The sequence below is a fragment of the Paenibacillus sp. EKM206P genome (assembly GCF_011066155.1).
GTDB lineage: Bacteria > Bacillota > Bacilli > Paenibacillales > Paenibacillaceae > Paenibacillus > Paenibacillus polymyxa_D.
In genome coordinates this window covers 220,819-236,153 of the sequence record NZ_JAAMNQ010000004.1, presented here as the reverse complement: position 1 = coordinate 236,153, position 15,335 = coordinate 220,819, and the positions used below count along the sequence as shown (strand labels likewise).

Here is a 15,335-nt window from a genome sequence, read left to right as displayed (position 1 = left end):
CATACTATAGGGTGACTACGGGTCATATAGATGCGTAAAGCGAAAGGAAGATCACCCATATGGAACAATACAGCAATCTATCATCTGGCAACGAGGAAACGGAAACGCCAGATCAACCAGAAATTGGGCAAAGACCCGCGTTACCTGCTATGGAGGCTTTGCAGCAACTGGGTCAAACCTCCATGCCTGGAGGCGAGTCCAATATTTTTTGCATGACGATTATCGGTCAGATTGAAGGGCATCTCATTTTACCGCCTCAAAACAAAACGACAAAATATGAGCACATTATTCCCCAACTGGTAGCGGCAGAACAAAATCCTCGTATCGAAGGATTAATGATTTTGCTGAATACAGTTGGTGGTGATGTAGAGGCAGGACTGGCTATTGCTGAAATGATCGCATCGATGAGTAAACCAACGGTGACCATTGTGATAGGCGGGGGGCATAGCATCGGTGTGCCGATTGCTGTGTCTTCCACTTATTCCTACATTGCGGAGAGTGCGACGATGACCATTCATCCTATTCGTATGAGCGGCCTGGTCATTGGAGTCCCACAGACTTTTGAATATATGGAAAAAATGCAGGAGCGTGTCGTACGCTTTGTCGTTTCTCATTCTCGTATTACAGAAGAGCAGTTTAAGGAATTGATGTTTAAAACCGGTGAGTTAAACCGCGATATTGGTACAGCGGTTGGGGGAGCCGATGCAGTGAAGTATGGATTGATGGACGCGGTTGGAGGGATCGGAGAGGCTTTAAAACAGCTGAACACCATTATTGAAACGCGGCGTCAGCAAAACGGGAACGCTGGGATCCAACAGCAGGCTCCGTATGCTCCTTTTATTCCCAGTGCCACAGGAACTCCTACAGAGACACTGTCAGGGGAGCATAGCGGGGAGCTATCTCAATGACATTATATACTGTAATGCCAATGGAAATGGTGTGGCAAGGGATGTGGAAAGAGGCTGAGGAGCTTGCAGAGGTTCGAGTAGACGGTCTACTTATGCAGGTACAGCCGCTTGAAAGTCGTCGGGGGATCATTGTACGGTTGTTGGACTGCCCGCTGGAAGCCTACCTGAATCCGCGTTATGGACCCGGTCAAGTCATCGAATGGTCGTAGAAGGTGTCGAATAGTATAGAAATCGGTCATTTACTGCTGAAAAAGAACATATGTGCGGATACCAGGTGACGTGGTATAATATTCTTCTGGGGGGTGACCTTGTATGTCCAGAAGAAGAAAAAGAACAAAGAAAGCCGCATTTGGCGGAGTTCTAAAATTTGAAATTTACGGCATTGTGCTGATTACATTAGCGGTCATTGCGTTGTCGGGTGAAGCGGCAGTTGGTCGGTCGCTATCCAAGATGTTTGGGCTCGTATTGGGGAAATTCTATTTTGTTATCCCTCTGATTGGCATTTATTATGGTCTGATGGTGATGATTCACCGCAAGTGGCCGAACCAGTGGAACTCGCGTAAAACGGGTTTGCTCCTGTTGGTATTTGCCTTTACACTTATGAGTTCTATTTCATCTATGGAGCAGCGTTTGGGGCCGATCAACGCGCTTCAGCCGGGCGGAGTGATGACCCAGATACATATAGATATGCGCGAGCAGTTGCTGTCGCCTGATCAGCAGGGCCATTCCTCAATGCTGAACAAGGATATCAGCGGGGGTTACGTAGGCGCGTTGCAGCTTACTGTTCTGTTGTGGTTGTTTGGTCTCACGGGAGCTAAACTGATCATGATTGTTATGTTCGTCATTTGTTTCATGCTGATGACCCAACTATCCTATGTGGATTTGGTGCGGATTGTAAAGACCAAGCTGCTAGCAGCTGGGGGAAGTGTGCGCAAAAAATGGACTGGTAAAGCTACTCCGCTTTCGGCATCTAGCAAAGGTAATGGAAATAGAAAGATCAAGTCTGAGCCGATTCCTGCCTATGAGGAAGACATGGATGATGACTTTGACGAAATGCAGCCTCCTGCACGCAAACAACCGATTTTCTTTCAGTTGTTTGGTCTTAAGAATTCAGATAAAGCGGACAAGGAAGAGCATTCCGTCGATGAGGATGATCATGATTTTCCATATGAAGCTGAGGACGCGCAGGCCCAGTGGAGAAACGGCAACCAGAGTGAAGAGCTGTCTGACGTAGTCGAACACGCTGAGCAGGAAGCTGCAATTCCGGTAAAAAGGTCGCCGATTATTAGGGATTTCTTCGAACAAGTAAAGCATGAGGAAAGAAGAACGGAAGCTGAATTTGGAGAGTCCCTGACAGCGGCAGAGCAGACGACTTCCGTTATTGACGAACCCCTGGATGATGACTTTGTGGGTGCCAATGCGAATAAGGATATGGATGATTCGACTACGATCCAGGGGACATTAGAAGGTGCTCAGGGACAAGCTCAGACGATTGCAACTGGGGTGGCAGGCGAAGAGGTTGAAGGTACCCATACAGCTATCCCGGCTCCGCCGCCGCCTAAACCGTACAAGCTACCATCGTTTCGTTTGCTTGCTAAACCACAAAATGCAGGCAAAGGTATGGGACAAAAGGATTATATGCAAACGGCACGCAAACTGGAAGCAACGCTGGAAAGCTTCGGTGTGCGGGCGAAGGTGCTGGAGGTTGTCCGTGGCCCTGCCGTAACACGTTATGAAATTCAGCCGGACATTGGAGTGAAGGTCAGCCGTATTGTGAGTCTGACGGATGACATTGCGCTTGCGCTTGCTGCCAAAGATATCCGTATGGAGGCTCCAATTCCTGGCAAATCTGCTATCGGAATTGAGGTTCCGAATAATGAAGTTTCCATTGTAACGATGCGTGAGGTAATGGAGACAACCGTTTTCCAGGAGTCAGCTTCCAGCTTGTCTATTGCATTCGGACGTGATATTGCAGGACAGACGATTGTCGGTAATTTGGCCAAGATGCCCCATCTGCTTGTAGCTGGGGCAACAGGTTCGGGTAAATCAGTGTGTATCAATGGGATCATCACGAGTATTTTGTACAAAGCAAAGCCGGATGAGGTCAAATTTTTGATGGTCGATCCTAAAATGGTGGAGTTGAACGTGTACAACGGAATCCCACATTTGTTGGCTCCGGTCGTGACTGATCCAAAGCGTGCCTCACTTGCATTGAAGAAAATTGTAGTTGAAATGGAAAAAAGGTATGAGTTATTTTCCAAATCAGGAACCCGTAATATTGAGGGATACAATAATTTGATGAAAGATAACCCGGATGCATTTCTGCCTTACATCGTCGTTATTGTGGACGAGTTGGCAGATTTAATGATGGTAGCTGCGGGAGATGTGGAGGATGCGATTGCACGACTTGCCCAAATGGCGCGCGCAGCAGGCATCCACCTTATCATTGCAACGCAAAGACCTTCGGTTGACGTAATTACCGGGGTAATTAAAGCCAATATTCCTTCACGTATTGCCTTCGGCGTTTCCTCGCAGGTAGATTCCCGTACTATATTGGATATGGGTGGAGCCGAGAAGCTGCTCGGACGTGGTGATATGCTTTTCATGCCAATGGGTGCTTCTAAACCAGTCCGCGTTCAGGGAGCGTTCATGAGCGATCAAGAAGTCGAAAATATTGTTAACTACGTACGTGAACAGGGTGAAGCGCAGTATGATGAGACGCTAGTGCCGGAGGTGGAAGAGGTATCGGCTGATGCAGATGAAATGCTGGATGAGCTGTACGATCAGGCTGTCAACATCATTTTAGAGGCTAAACAAGCTTCCGTTTCGCTCCTTCAGCGCCGTATGCGGATCGGTTATACACGTGCTGCTCGACTGATTGACTCCATGGAAGCTCGCGGAGTCATCGGCCCTTACGAGGGCAGCAAGCCCCGTGAGGTTCTTATCTCAATGGAGCAATATCAGCAAAATAAAGTTAGTTCCTAAGCATTATCTCTATCCAGCACTACATTAAAACGCTGTTCGTTCGCAAGGTAGTTGTTCTAAAATGACAACTCCAAGTGCACAAACAGCGTTTTTTATGATGTATTTTTGAGGTGTGGCGACTACCTGCTGAAAGAAGATTAAAAGGGTGAATAGCTTTAAGCGGAGCTTGTCATAATAAACGTAGCCATCCTGTTAATCCCACAAAAGAAAGGTAGAGCGCAGCATATGAAAAAGACAATGGTCTGGATTTGCACGGGTATCCTCGCAGCCTCGGCTATTACGTACACAGGACTTTTTAAAAATGACTCTGCACAGCAGCAAGCAGAGCCGTCCAGCACACAGCAGAAAGTACAAGCGGCGCAACCTTCCGAGCCGACATTCAGCTCGGGAGCGGTTGATTTTGGATCTTACGGTCAGGATGTATATGAGTTGCAATCACGTTTGAAGTTGCTGGGCTTTTTTGGCGGGAAAGTGGACAGCCATTTTGGCAGCAGTACACTAAAAGCTGTTAAAGGTTTTCAAAAGGAATTTGGTATCCGTCCCGATGGAGTGGTCGGAGCAAAGACGAAATTAAAGCTGGTGAATGCTACCCCTAACTGGAAACCAACGGAAACTCCTATGCATCGTAACAATCAAGGTTCCGCTCAGGGACACACAGCGGACAATAATGATAAAGCGGATCAAAAAGATGAAACGATGGGATCGGCCAACACCATGGGACTATCTGCAAACGATCTTAAGATTTTGGCTAATGCGGTCTACGGTGAATCCCGTGGCGAGCCCTTTGAAGGGCAGGTTGCCGTGGCAGCGGTTATTTTGAACAGGGTTAAGTCACCTAGTTTTCCAAATACACCATCTGGGGTGGTTTTCCAGCCGGGGGCCTTTACAGCTGTAGCAGACGGACAAATCTGGCTTACGCCGAATGAAACTGCACAGAAGGCAGTACGACAGGCGCTGAACGGCTGGGACCCAAGCGGAGGATGTCTCTATTATTTTAATCCAAAAACAGCCACCTCCAAATGGATTTGGACCCGTCCGCAGGTGAAAACCATCGGGGAACATATTTTTTGCATGTAAAACGCCGAAGCAGCCGGGAGCTTGTCTCCGGTTGCTTCTTGGCTTTTGCATGGTTAGAATAAAGATTGGTACACTTTACCTCTTTACAGGAGGACGATTTACAGCAGCTAATGCTAATCAAAGGCTAGACGCCAATTGACGTCACAAAGGAGTTTTGGACTTGAACAAAACAGGTTTCGAGCGTGGCACACGCAGACAACTGAGGATTCATGTACTGCCAACCAAGCGCTTTAAGACGTTTGCTATATCATTGTATGTAGGCACTCCGCTACGGGAGGAAACCGTAACTCGAGTGGGGCTGGTACCTTTCGTTCTGCGCCGGGGTACAGAATCGTATCCGCAGACTACACAATTCAGAGAACAGTTAGAGCAATTGTATGGCGCAGGTTTCGGATTCGATGTGTATAAACGTGGAGATTATCAGATCGTGCAATTTCGCATGGATACGATTAATGACAGCTTTGTAAACAGTCCGGATAGTTTGCTGGATCGTTCGTTTGCTTTCCTTGGAGAAGTGCTGACGAAGCCTGCATTGGAAAATGATGCATTTCAAACTGGATACGTTCAGCAGGAACGAGAAAATGTGCGCAAGAAGCTGGAATCTATAGTTAACGATAAAATACGTTATGCTGGTGAGCGCTGCATGGAGGAAATGTGCAAAGATGAGCCTTATCGTCTGCACCCTCTTGGTCAACGATCTGATCTGGACAGTATAGATGCACAGAGCTTGTATGAGGCTTATGGAGAATGGCTGAATCATGCCAGCATGGATTTATACGTTGTGGGAGATACGACGCTAGAAGAAGTTGAGAAGTTTGTTGATCGCTATTTTCAATTGAACCGTTCAGCGGAAGCAGGGTATGTTCCGGAACAGCCCAAGTCGGTAGAGCGTGATGTTCAAACTGTTGTAGAGCGTCTTGATGTGAACCAGGGCAAGCTCAACATGGGATTGCGGACCCCTATTACGTATGGTGACGATCGCTATGCATCCGCTCTGATGTACAATGGCATTCTGGGCGGGTATCCGCATTCAAAGCTGTTCGTTAATGTAAGGGAAAAGGAAAGTTTGGCGTATTACGCTTCATCGCGATATGACGGGCATAAAGGGATTGGTACGATTCAATCTGGTATTGAAATTCCTAATTATGAAAAAGCGGTTACTATTATCCGCAAGCAACTGGAAGATACGCAAAACGGAGCGATTACTGAGCTGGAAATGACCCAAACGCAGGCGATGATTCGCAACTTGCTGAAGGAGATGCAGGATTCCGCTTTTGAGATGATCGCCTATGATTTTAACAGACAGCTTTCCGGTAAAGAGCGGACGGTAGATGAGCTGCTGAGTCAGGTGGAGGCAGTCAAGGTGCAGGATGTTCAGGATGCCGCCCGGACGTTCCGACTGGACACTATTTATTTCTTGAGAGACCAGAAAGGGGAATAACGGTGGAGCATATACCTTATGAGCATTTGCAGGAAACGCTGTACTATGAAGTAATGGATAACGGCTTACACGTTTATGTGTTGCCCAAACCGGGTTTTCAGAAGACGTACGCCACATTTGCGACTAAATACGGCTCGGTTGATAATCATTTCCGCGTAGAAGGTCAACAGCCCGTAAAGGTGCCGGATGGCATAGCCCATTTTTTGGAGCATAAAATGTTTGAAGAGCCTGAAGGAGATATTTTTGCTACCTTTTCCTCTAATGGTGCATCGGCGAACGCATTTACGAGCTTTGATCAAACCGTATATCTGTTTTCGGCAACTGAGCGTATTCAAGAAAATTTGACCACGCTGGTCAATTTTGTTCAACATCCTTACTTTACAGATGAAAATGTAGAGAAGGAAAAAGGCATTATTGGCCAGGAAATCAATATGTATGAAGATAACCCCGATTGGCGGAGTTACTTTGGTCTGATCGAGGCGTTGTACAAGGTCCATCCGGTGCATATTGATATCGCAGGTACGATTCAATCCATCAGTACGATTACAAAGGAAACGCTGTACAGTTGCTATGAAGCTTTCTACCACCCAAGCAATATGATTCTTTTTGTAGTGGGAGGAGTGGATCCAGCTGAAGTAATAGAGCTGGTACGTAACAATCAGGCCAAAAAGGACTATAAGCCGCAGGGAGAGATTGAGCGGATTTTCGACGATGAACCCACTACAGTTGCAGAACCACGTCGTGAGGTGAAGCTGGCCGTTTCTCTGCCAAAGCTACTGTTTGGATTCAAGGAGGCAGAAGTAGGTTTAACGGGTGAAGAATTGCTTCGTCATGATCTGGAAACCAAGCTGATGCTTGATCTCCTATTTGGTTCCAGTACACAACTGTATCAAAAGCTCTACGATGAGGATCTGATTTCGGACAGTTTTGGCCATGAGTACAATAGTACGCAGCAATATGCATTTTCCGCAATCGGTGGAGATACCAAAGACCCGGATCGGCTGTTGGCGAGAATACGTGAAGAGGTGGAGTCCATCCAGAAGCAGGGCTTCGCAGCAGAACATTTTGAACGGGCACGCAAAAAGAAAATCGGTGGTTATCTGCGTACACTCAATTCACCAGAAAATATTGCGCATGAATTTACAAGACATCGCTTCCGGGGCAGTGATTTTTTCCAACTGCTTCCGGTTTATGAAAGTATTACGCTTGAGGATGTAAATCGCCGTCTGAAAGATCATATCCAGTGGGATCAACTTGCAATATCACTAGTGGTGAGTCCGTAATGTCCAGGGAGAGGGAAACGATGACCACTGAGGGCGGAGAATTAAAAGCGATTGGCGATACAACTGTGCTGATTACAGGAGCGAGTGGCGGAATTGGTGCGGCTATTGCTGAGCGTTTTGCAGCTGTAGGGATGAATGTGGTCATTCACTACATGAAGTCCCATGAAAAAGCAAATGAAGTTGCCCGTCGTTGCATGGCTTATTCGGGCAAGGTTATGACCGTGTCAGCGGATCTGCGGAGCAAGGAGCAGATCGAACGCATGCGGGAAAAGCTGGATAATCACGGGATGAAGCCGGATATTCTTGTGAACAACGCCGGATTATCTCATTATGGGCTGTTGACAGATGTTTCGGAAGAGGAATGGGACGAAGTGATGGCAGTCAATGTTAAGGGAACCTTTCTGTGTACGCAGGTTTTTATGCCACATATGATTTCCCAACGCTATGGCCGCATTGTGAATGTTTCCTCCGTGTGGGGGATATGTGGCGCTTCGTGCGAGGTGTTGTATTCCACCACGAAGGGAGGCATTAACGCTTTCACTAAAGCGCTGGCTCAAGAAGTAGCACCTTCCGGGGTGACAGTGAATGCAGTAGCTCCAGGTGCAGTGAATACGTCGATGCTGGATCATTTAGATGAAGGCGAAATTACCAGTTTGGAAGAAGAAATTCCTGCCGGACGATTGGCTCGACCTGATGAGATATCATCCCTGGTTTATTTTCTTGCGCTTCCTGAGTCAGGTTATATTAATGGCCAGGTCATAAGTCCTAACGGAGGATGGGTGACTTAAGGGAAATAGCGCTTGGAGGAATCCACCAGTATAGTAAGCGTCTGAGAAGAGCATATTACAACTGTTGATTTTAAATCTGAATCATCTAAGGAGGATTTAAGTATGTCAACAGTTGTTCAGAATTTTGATGTTTGGAAAAAGTTCCTCGGTCAGCGTGTAGAGCAAGCGGAGAAGCTGGGAATCAGCCAAGATACCATTTCAGAGCTTGCTTATGAAATCGGTGATTTTCTGGATGAGAAGGTCGATCCAGCCAACCACTCCAACCGCGCATTGAAAGAACTGTGGGGAGTTGCCGATGAGGACGAGCGTCACACCATCGCCCGGCTAATGGTTAAATTGGCCAAGAGCAACGCATAAGTAAGAACCAACATGAAAAGCTCCCTTTTGGGGGCTTTTCTGTAATGGTTACAGAGCTGTTCTTGTAATTCCATTGTAATTTATATATCATAAACGTGATTGAGGCTTACAACACAATGCAGCCTATCAAATTTCAATAATTGGTTTTGTCGAAAGATGTTATTTTATGATACAATAATGCTTTGATTTGGAGTTGTTGACGGTTTGAATGTGAATGAGGTGCTAACGTGACGGAAGAAACGAAACAGTGGTACATGGAGTACAAGATACATAAAAATCGACCCGGACTGCTGGGAGACATTGCTTCCATGCTTGGTATTCTGGGGGTTAATATACTGACGATCAACGGTGTTGAAGGTGAAAGACGGGGAATGTTGCTTGAAACAGACGATGATGAGAAGATACGTATTCTCGGAGACACGTTAAAAAAAGCGAGCAACATTACAGTCACGGCCTTACGTGCTCCGAGACTGGTTGATATATTGGCAGTAAGACATGGCCGTTACATCGATCGGGATTCGGATGATCGTAAAACATTTCGCTTTACACGCGATGAGCTTGGGTTGCTGGTCGATTTTTTGGGTGAAGTATTAAAGAGGGACGGCAATCAGGTGATCGGTCTTCGCGGGATGCCACGTGTGGGCAAAACGGAATCCATTATTGCCAGTAGTGTATGCGCAATGAAGCGTTGGACTTTTGTATCTTCGACGCTACTACGACAGACGGTACGCAGTCAGCTCTCTGAAGAAGAAATGAACCCAAACAATGTGTTTATTATTGATGGTATTGTGAGTACAATTCGGTCAAATGAAAGACATTATCACCTGCTTCAGGAAATTATGAGCATGCCAAGTACTAAAGTGATTGAGCATCCTGATGTATTTGTACGTGAGTCGGGATACAGCTTTGACGATTTCAATATCATTATTGAACTTCGCAATAATCCGGCTGAGGAAATTATTTATGATACCTTTACAGCCAGTTATACAGAAGATCTTTAAATAAGCGTAATTACACAAGGAGATGATGACATGTCAGAACTGGGTCAGCAATTAAAGGAGGCCCGGCTGCAAAAAGGATTGAGCCTTGACGATGTTCAGGAAATGACGAAGATACGCAAACGTTATCTGGAAGCCATTGAGACGGGCGATTACAAAGTGCTGCCGGGAAGCTTTTATGTCAGAGCTTTTATTAAAACATACGCTGAAACGGTCGGGTTGAATCCTGATGAGATTCTGGAAGGGCATCAAAGCAATGTGCCTGAACCTGAACCGGAAGCAGTCATGGAGCCTGTTACACAGAAACGCTCCAGCCGTCCCGCCACGATTGGTAATCTTAAATGGTTGCCTACAGCGTTAATGTGGCTTTTTCTAGTTCTCATTGTTGGGGTTATTTATGCTTATTGGGTGAGCAACAACCATTCAACTCCAAAAACAGCAGAAAACACAACACCGATTACTACACCAAGTACAACACCGAGTACAACACCGAGTACAACACCGAGTACAACACCAAACACGTCTACTCCTGATACCACTACGACACAGCCGAACAATGGTCAAACGACGGCTCCAAATGGTGCTGGTGGGCAGACTCCTGGTGCGGGGCAAACCGGGCAAACTCAGCCAAATGGTACGGGGAATACGGATGCTACTACTCCAAATACTGGACAACAGCCGGATACGACTACTCCACAACAAGGTGTAACTGTGGCACAGGACGGCAAGCAAGGCAAGACGACGATTTTTAAAGTTTCCAGTGCAACGGGAGCCACAGCCAAGGTTGATATTAAAGCTACGGGTGAAAGCTGGCTTGAAGTGTACAAGGGAGAAAATTCCCGTGGAGAAAAGCTGAGTTATGGTATGACTAAAAGTGGAGATGCCATGTCTTTCGATATTGGTCCAGAAGGTTTATATATCAAATCAGGGCGGTCTTCTGCCACAGATATTTCCGTAGCAGGTCAACCGATAACAGATAATAAATCGACTACTCGTGTACTGATACAGCAAGGAGAAGCCTCTTCGACCGGAACGAGTGCAGGGGTGACGGGTTTACCTGCAGATTCTACGACAGGTAGCAGTACGGATTCAGCACAAAGTGGTACAGATTCTACAACTACTAATGGTGAATAAACGCCTTGGTGCGAGGAAATACTAATGACTGTAATTCCTGGAAAGGCAGTCATTTCATTTTCCGCAAAGTGAGGTGTATACGTTATGACCGTCAGCTGGATTGTGACTGGGCTCGGTATAATTGTCAGTTTACTGGGCTATTATCTGACACCGAATGCATGGGGCTATGGCATACTGGGCTTTGGTCTTGCTCACATTGTGCTTGGACTTTTGGATATGTTCCGAACTCCAACACGAAGCCATAATTAGATATTTTGACCGTAAATGAAATAAAGGCGTTTTTGTCAGGAAAACTGGCAAGAACGCCTTTTTAGTCAACCGATTATTGGATTTTTGTAAATGACTAGCCTATAATTAGATATTGAACTTTGTTGTGGAAAGGAAAGTGAAACGATGGCTTCAGAAAATTCATTTGATATCGTCTCCAAAATGGATATGCAGGAGTTAACAAATGCGGTTCATCAGACGGAGCGTGAAATTGAAACACGATTTGATTTCAAGGATAGCAAAAGTAGCCTCAAGCTTGAGAAAGAAGCTCTTACGATTGCATCGGAAGACGAATACAAGCTGAATGCGGTGATTGATATTTTGCAGTCTAAAATGGCTAAACGAGGTCTGTCCCTCAAAAATGTGGAGTATGGCAAATTGGAACCCGCTTCTCTAGGTTCAGTGCGTCAGCGTCTTTCGCTGAAGCAGGGAATTGATCAGGATAATGCCAAGAAAATTAACATTCTTATTCGGGACTCCAAGCTAAAAGTTAAAAGTCAGATTCAAGGTGATCAAATCCGGGTGACCGGGAAAAACAGGGATGATTTACAGGCGATCATTCAATTGCTACGTAAAGCTGATTTGCCATTGGAGCTTCAATTTACAAACATGAAATAAAGACGTTTTCCCTCATATATTTTGCAGGAAAAACGTTGCTTGATGTGCGGCAGGTTATTTTGACATGCGTTTTGCGCCATATTATACTTGTAACGAAAATGCAGACAATTCAGGTGTATAGCGCTCGCCGAAAGCGATTTACATAGGGTTGAATTTAATCCGAAAACTGCCATTTGTAATCAAGTACGATAATCAGGGGAGAGTGTGTTGTGAATTTACCCAACAGAATTACAATAACGCGGATTTGCCTTATCCCGGTGATGATGCTGGCTTTGCTGGTGGACTTTGATTTTTATCCGCCACCGATTGAGATCGGAGCTTTCAAGCTGCCGTATAATCAGCTGATTGCGGCTATCATTTTCCTTGTAGCAGCCAGCACGGACGGTCTTGACGGGTATTTGGCACGTAAAAATAATATGGTCACCAATTTGGGCAAGCTGTTGGACCCCCTTGCTGATAAGCTTTTGGTAACCGCCATTTTGGTTTCCTTGGTAGAAATGGGGAAAATTGATTCGTGGATTGTTGTTGTGATTGTTAGCCGTGAGTTTGCGGTTACGGGGCTGCGTCAGATTGCCTTGCTGGATGGGTCTGTGGTTGCTGCAAGCAATTGGGGCAAATTAAAGACGATCATTCAGATTGTTGCTATAGTAGCGCTGCTCATTAATAATTTCCCGTTTGTTTTTCTTGGTATACCGTTTGATTTAATAGCGATATGGGCAGCGGTGTTGATCACCATTTATTCGGGTATTGATTATTTCGTGAAAAATATCCATTTGCTGAGCTCCTCCAAGGTTTAACAGTATAAATTTTATGGAAACAGCAATAGGGACTAAACTTATTGCTGTTTCTTTATATAATTCCCATCATATTCGCAGTACAGGAGGAAGAATTGATGAAAGCTGAAATAATTGCGGTAGGAACAGAGTTATTGCTCGGACAAATAGTGAATACAAATGCTCAATATTTGTCACAAGAGTTGGCTACAATTGGAATCGATGTATATTTTCAGACTGTGGTTGGCGATAACATAGATCGGCTTCAGGAAGCCATAAGAATTGCTCAGAAGCGTGCGGATATTATTTTATTTTCTGGCGGTCTGGGACCGACCCAGGATGATTTGACGAAAGATGCGATAGCGTCTGTATTGGGGCGAAAATTGCACATAGATCGTCTTGCAATGGACAAGCTAGATCAATTTTTTCGTAACCGTGGGGTAGAAATGACCGAAAATAACCGCCGGCAGGCGCTTTCTATTGAAGGTGCTACTCCGCTTGAAAATGAGACAGGGCTAGCTGTGGGCGACGCAATTGCACAGGATGGTAAATTTTATGTAGTTTTGCCTGGACCTCCTAAGGAACTCAAACCGATGTTTGCAAACCAGGCCAAACCTTGGTTGCTTCAGCAGGCATTGAGCGGTGAGGAAATGCCAATTTATTCAAAAATGCTAAAATTTGCAGGGATTGGTGAGTCAGCTCTTGAAACCCGTTTGTTAGATCTGATCCAATCCCAGACAGACCCCACGATTGCTCCTTATGCCAAGGAAGGGGAAGTCACGATCCGTATATCCACCAAGGCGGCCAGCGAAAGTGAAGCATTGATTAAGCTGACGGCTACGGAAGTAGAAATTCAGCAGCGTCTTTCGGAATTTATGTATGCAAGCGAAGATGTTACGCTGGAGAAGGTTATCGTAGATCTAATGGCCAATCGCGGACTCACTGTGAGTGCGGCAGAAAGCTGTACAGGTGGAATGCTGATGGAACACCTCACTTCTATACCTGGCAGTGCTACTATGTTTCAAGGTGGCATCGTGTGCTATTCCAATGAAATGAAGATGAAATTACTCAACGTGCCTTGTGATTATTTGGAAGGGGATCAAGCGCCAGGTGCAGTGAGTAAGGAAGTGGCCCTTGTGCTTGCAGAGCAGGCGAGAATGATCATGGACAGCGATTTTGGACTTTCAGTTACTGGTGTAGCCGGGCCTGGGTATTCCGAACGGAAGCCAGTCGGTCTAGTGTATATTGGCATTGCTGAACGCGACAAGGAAACGGAAGTACATGAACTGAGATTGAGTGGTAACCGCGAAACAATCCGACTGCGATCAGTCAAAGCGATTCTGTACAGATTGTGGCGCAGGCTGGTAGAGAACGAGAAACTCTCTTAATCATTTATGTACAGTGTGGGTCGTAGAGTTGTTTTAGATAGATATTCATGATATAATTACCTTATCGGAAGAACCGTTGCAAAGCCTTTTGCCAGCGGTTCTTTTTTTGTTTTAAGAGACAGGTGTAATTACAGAAGAGAGCTGTGTGAATAAAAAAACGAATGTATGTTCGAAAAAATGCTTGGCAAGCGTGTCAAAACAAGGTATTATTAAAGTACAAACAATGAAGGATGTGAGTTTATTGTCAGATCGTCGTGCTGCGCTGGATATGGCGCTCCGTCAAATAGAAAAGCAATTTGGTAAAGGTTCCATTATGAAGTTGGGTGAGTCTACCCACATGCAAGTGGAAACGATCCCCAGTGGTTCGATTGCTTTGGATATTGCGTTAGGAACGGGCGGCTTTCCAAGAGGCCGGGTTATTGAAATATACGGACCGGAATCATCCGGTAAAACGACAGTAGCTCTTCACGCTATCGCAGAGGTGCAAAAAACAGGCGGACAAGCCGCCTTTATCGACGCCGAGCATGCGCTTGATCCGTCGTATGCAAGCAAGCTGGGTGTCAATATTGATGAGTTGTTACTATCGCAACCAGATACAGGAGAGCAGGCGCTTGAGATTGCCGAAGCCCTTGTACGTAGTGGAGCAGTAGACATTGTAGTTGTTGACTCCGTAGCGGCACTTGTGCCGAAGGCAGAGATTGAAGGCGAAATGGGAGATTCCCACGTCGGTCTTCAAGCACGTCTGATGTCGCAGGCATTGCGTAAGCTGTCTGGAGCCATTAACAAATCGAAAACTATTGCTATTTTTATTAACCAGCTACGTGAAAAAGTAGGTGTTATGTTCGGTAACCCTGAAACAACACCAGGTGGACGTGCCTTGAAGTTTTACTCTACGGTACGTTTGGATGTTCGTCGTATTGAAAGTTTGAAAATGGGTAACGACATTGTGGGTAACCGCACACGTATTAAAGTCGTGAAGAATAAAGTTGCCCCTCCATTCCGTCAGGCTGAAGTGGACATTATGTACGGTGAGGGCATTTCCAAAGAAGGTAGCTTGATCGATATCGGTACGGAGCATGACATTGTCGACAAGAGTGGAGCTTGGTATTCCTACGAAGGTGAGCGCCTTGGTCAGGGACGTGAGAATGCGAAGCAATTTTTGAAGGAAAATCCGAACATTGCTAGTACGATCGAGCAAAAAATTCGGGTGGCAAGCAATTTGATTACGACGGTTGCTCCGCCTACAGAAGAAGAGTTGGCACAGCAAGCCAAGGAAGAACAGGAATTGTTGGAGCTTGAATAAAGCTTGGTGAATCCT

At 45.8% G+C, this 15,335-nt stretch carries 15 protein-coding genes; all 15 read left to right on the top strand.

Annotation, left to right across the window (positions count from 1 at the left end; translation table 11 throughout):
• The first annotated feature begins 59 nt into the window (after positions 1-59).
• The 15 genes from G9G53_RS10890 (at position 60) to recA (ending at position 15,320) form a co-directional block, all read left to right on the top strand.
• A complete protein-coding gene (locus tag G9G53_RS10890) occupies positions 60-908 on the top strand; it encodes a ClpP family protease (protein WP_029517034.1) in 849 nt (282 codons plus the stop codon).
• Positions 905-1,117 (top strand): YlzJ-like family protein, encoded by a 213-nt coding sequence (locus G9G53_RS10885; protein WP_023988229.1) that lies wholly within the window; start codon positions 905-907, stop codon positions 1,115-1,117. The genes G9G53_RS10890 and G9G53_RS10885 overlap by 4 nt, the downstream gene beginning before the upstream one ends.
• A 103-nt stretch (positions 1,118-1,220) precedes the next feature.
• Positions 1,221-3,893 carry an FtsK/SpoIIIE family DNA translocase gene (locus tag G9G53_RS10880; protein WP_165147553.1) on the top strand — a complete coding sequence of 891 codons (2,673 nt, stop codon included), beginning with the start codon at positions 1,221-1,223 and terminating at the stop codon, positions 3,891-3,893.
• Between the two features lie 225 nt (positions 3,894-4,118).
• Positions 4,119-4,970 carry a spore cortex-lytic enzyme gene (gene sleB / locus G9G53_RS10875; RefSeq protein ID WP_165147550.1) on the top strand — a complete coding sequence of 284 codons (852 nt, stop codon included), beginning with the start codon at positions 4,119-4,121 and terminating at the stop codon, positions 4,968-4,970.
• A gap of 160 nt (positions 4,971-5,130) precedes the next feature.
• Positions 5,131-6,411, top strand: coding sequence for an EF-P 5-aminopentanol modification-associated protein YfmF (gene yfmF / locus G9G53_RS10870; RefSeq protein WP_029517037.1), 1,281 nt, complete (start codon positions 5,131-5,133; stop codon positions 6,409-6,411).
• Positions 6,412-6,413: 2 nt separating this feature from the next.
• Positions 6,414-7,694 (top strand): EF-P 5-aminopentanol modification-associated protein YfmH, encoded by a 1,281-nt coding sequence (gene yfmH / locus G9G53_RS10865; RefSeq protein ID WP_165147547.1) that lies wholly within the window; start codon positions 6,414-6,416, stop codon positions 7,692-7,694.
• 20 nt (positions 7,695-7,714) lie between these two features.
• Positions 7,715-8,482, top strand: coding sequence for an elongation factor P 5-aminopentanone reductase (gene ymfI / locus G9G53_RS10860; protein WP_029517039.1), 768 nt, complete (start codon positions 7,715-7,717; stop codon positions 8,480-8,482).
• A gap of 102 nt (positions 8,483-8,584) precedes the next feature.
• Positions 8,585-8,839: a DUF3243 domain-containing protein gene (locus G9G53_RS10855; RefSeq protein ID WP_013309950.1), complete on the top strand. Its 255-nt coding sequence runs from the start codon at positions 8,585-8,587 to the stop codon at positions 8,837-8,839.
• A 227-nt stretch (positions 8,840-9,066) separates the two neighbouring features.
• On the top strand, positions 9,067-9,840 hold the full coding sequence (locus G9G53_RS10850; protein ID WP_013370747.1) for a DUF3388 domain-containing protein: 774 nt from the start codon (positions 9,067-9,069) through the stop codon (positions 9,838-9,840).
• Between the two features lie 30 nt (positions 9,841-9,870).
• Positions 9,871-10,971, top strand: coding sequence for a RodZ domain-containing protein (locus G9G53_RS10845; protein WP_029517040.1), 1,101 nt, complete (start codon positions 9,871-9,873; stop codon positions 10,969-10,971).
• Positions 10,972-11,055: 84 nt separating this feature from the next.
• The gene (locus G9G53_RS10840) at positions 11,056-11,220 is read left to right on the top strand and encodes a hypothetical protein (RefSeq protein ID WP_023988236.1); all 165 of its coding nucleotides are present in this window, start codon (positions 11,056-11,058) and stop codon (positions 11,218-11,220) included.
• A gap of 144 nt (positions 11,221-11,364) precedes the next feature.
• Positions 11,365-11,856, top strand: a complete 492-nt coding sequence (locus G9G53_RS10835; RefSeq protein WP_013309953.1) for a YajQ family cyclic di-GMP-binding protein — start codon at positions 11,365-11,367, stop codon at positions 11,854-11,856.
• A gap of 209 nt (positions 11,857-12,065) precedes the next feature.
• Complete coding sequence (pgsA, locus tag G9G53_RS10830; RefSeq protein WP_013309954.1) at positions 12,066-12,653, top strand: CDP-diacylglycerol--glycerol-3-phosphate 3-phosphatidyltransferase; 588 nt, start codon at positions 12,066-12,068, stop codon at positions 12,651-12,653.
• 95 nt (positions 12,654-12,748) lie between these two features.
• Complete coding sequence (locus tag G9G53_RS10825) at positions 12,749-14,017, top strand: competence/damage-inducible protein A (RefSeq protein ID WP_039273576.1); 1,269 nt, start codon at positions 12,749-12,751, stop codon at positions 14,015-14,017.
• Between the two features lie 241 nt (positions 14,018-14,258).
• Positions 14,259-15,320 (top strand): recombinase RecA, encoded by a 1,062-nt coding sequence (gene recA / locus G9G53_RS10820; protein WP_023988239.1) that lies wholly within the window; start codon positions 14,259-14,261, stop codon positions 15,318-15,320.
• Positions 15,321-15,335 lie beyond the last annotated feature (15 nt).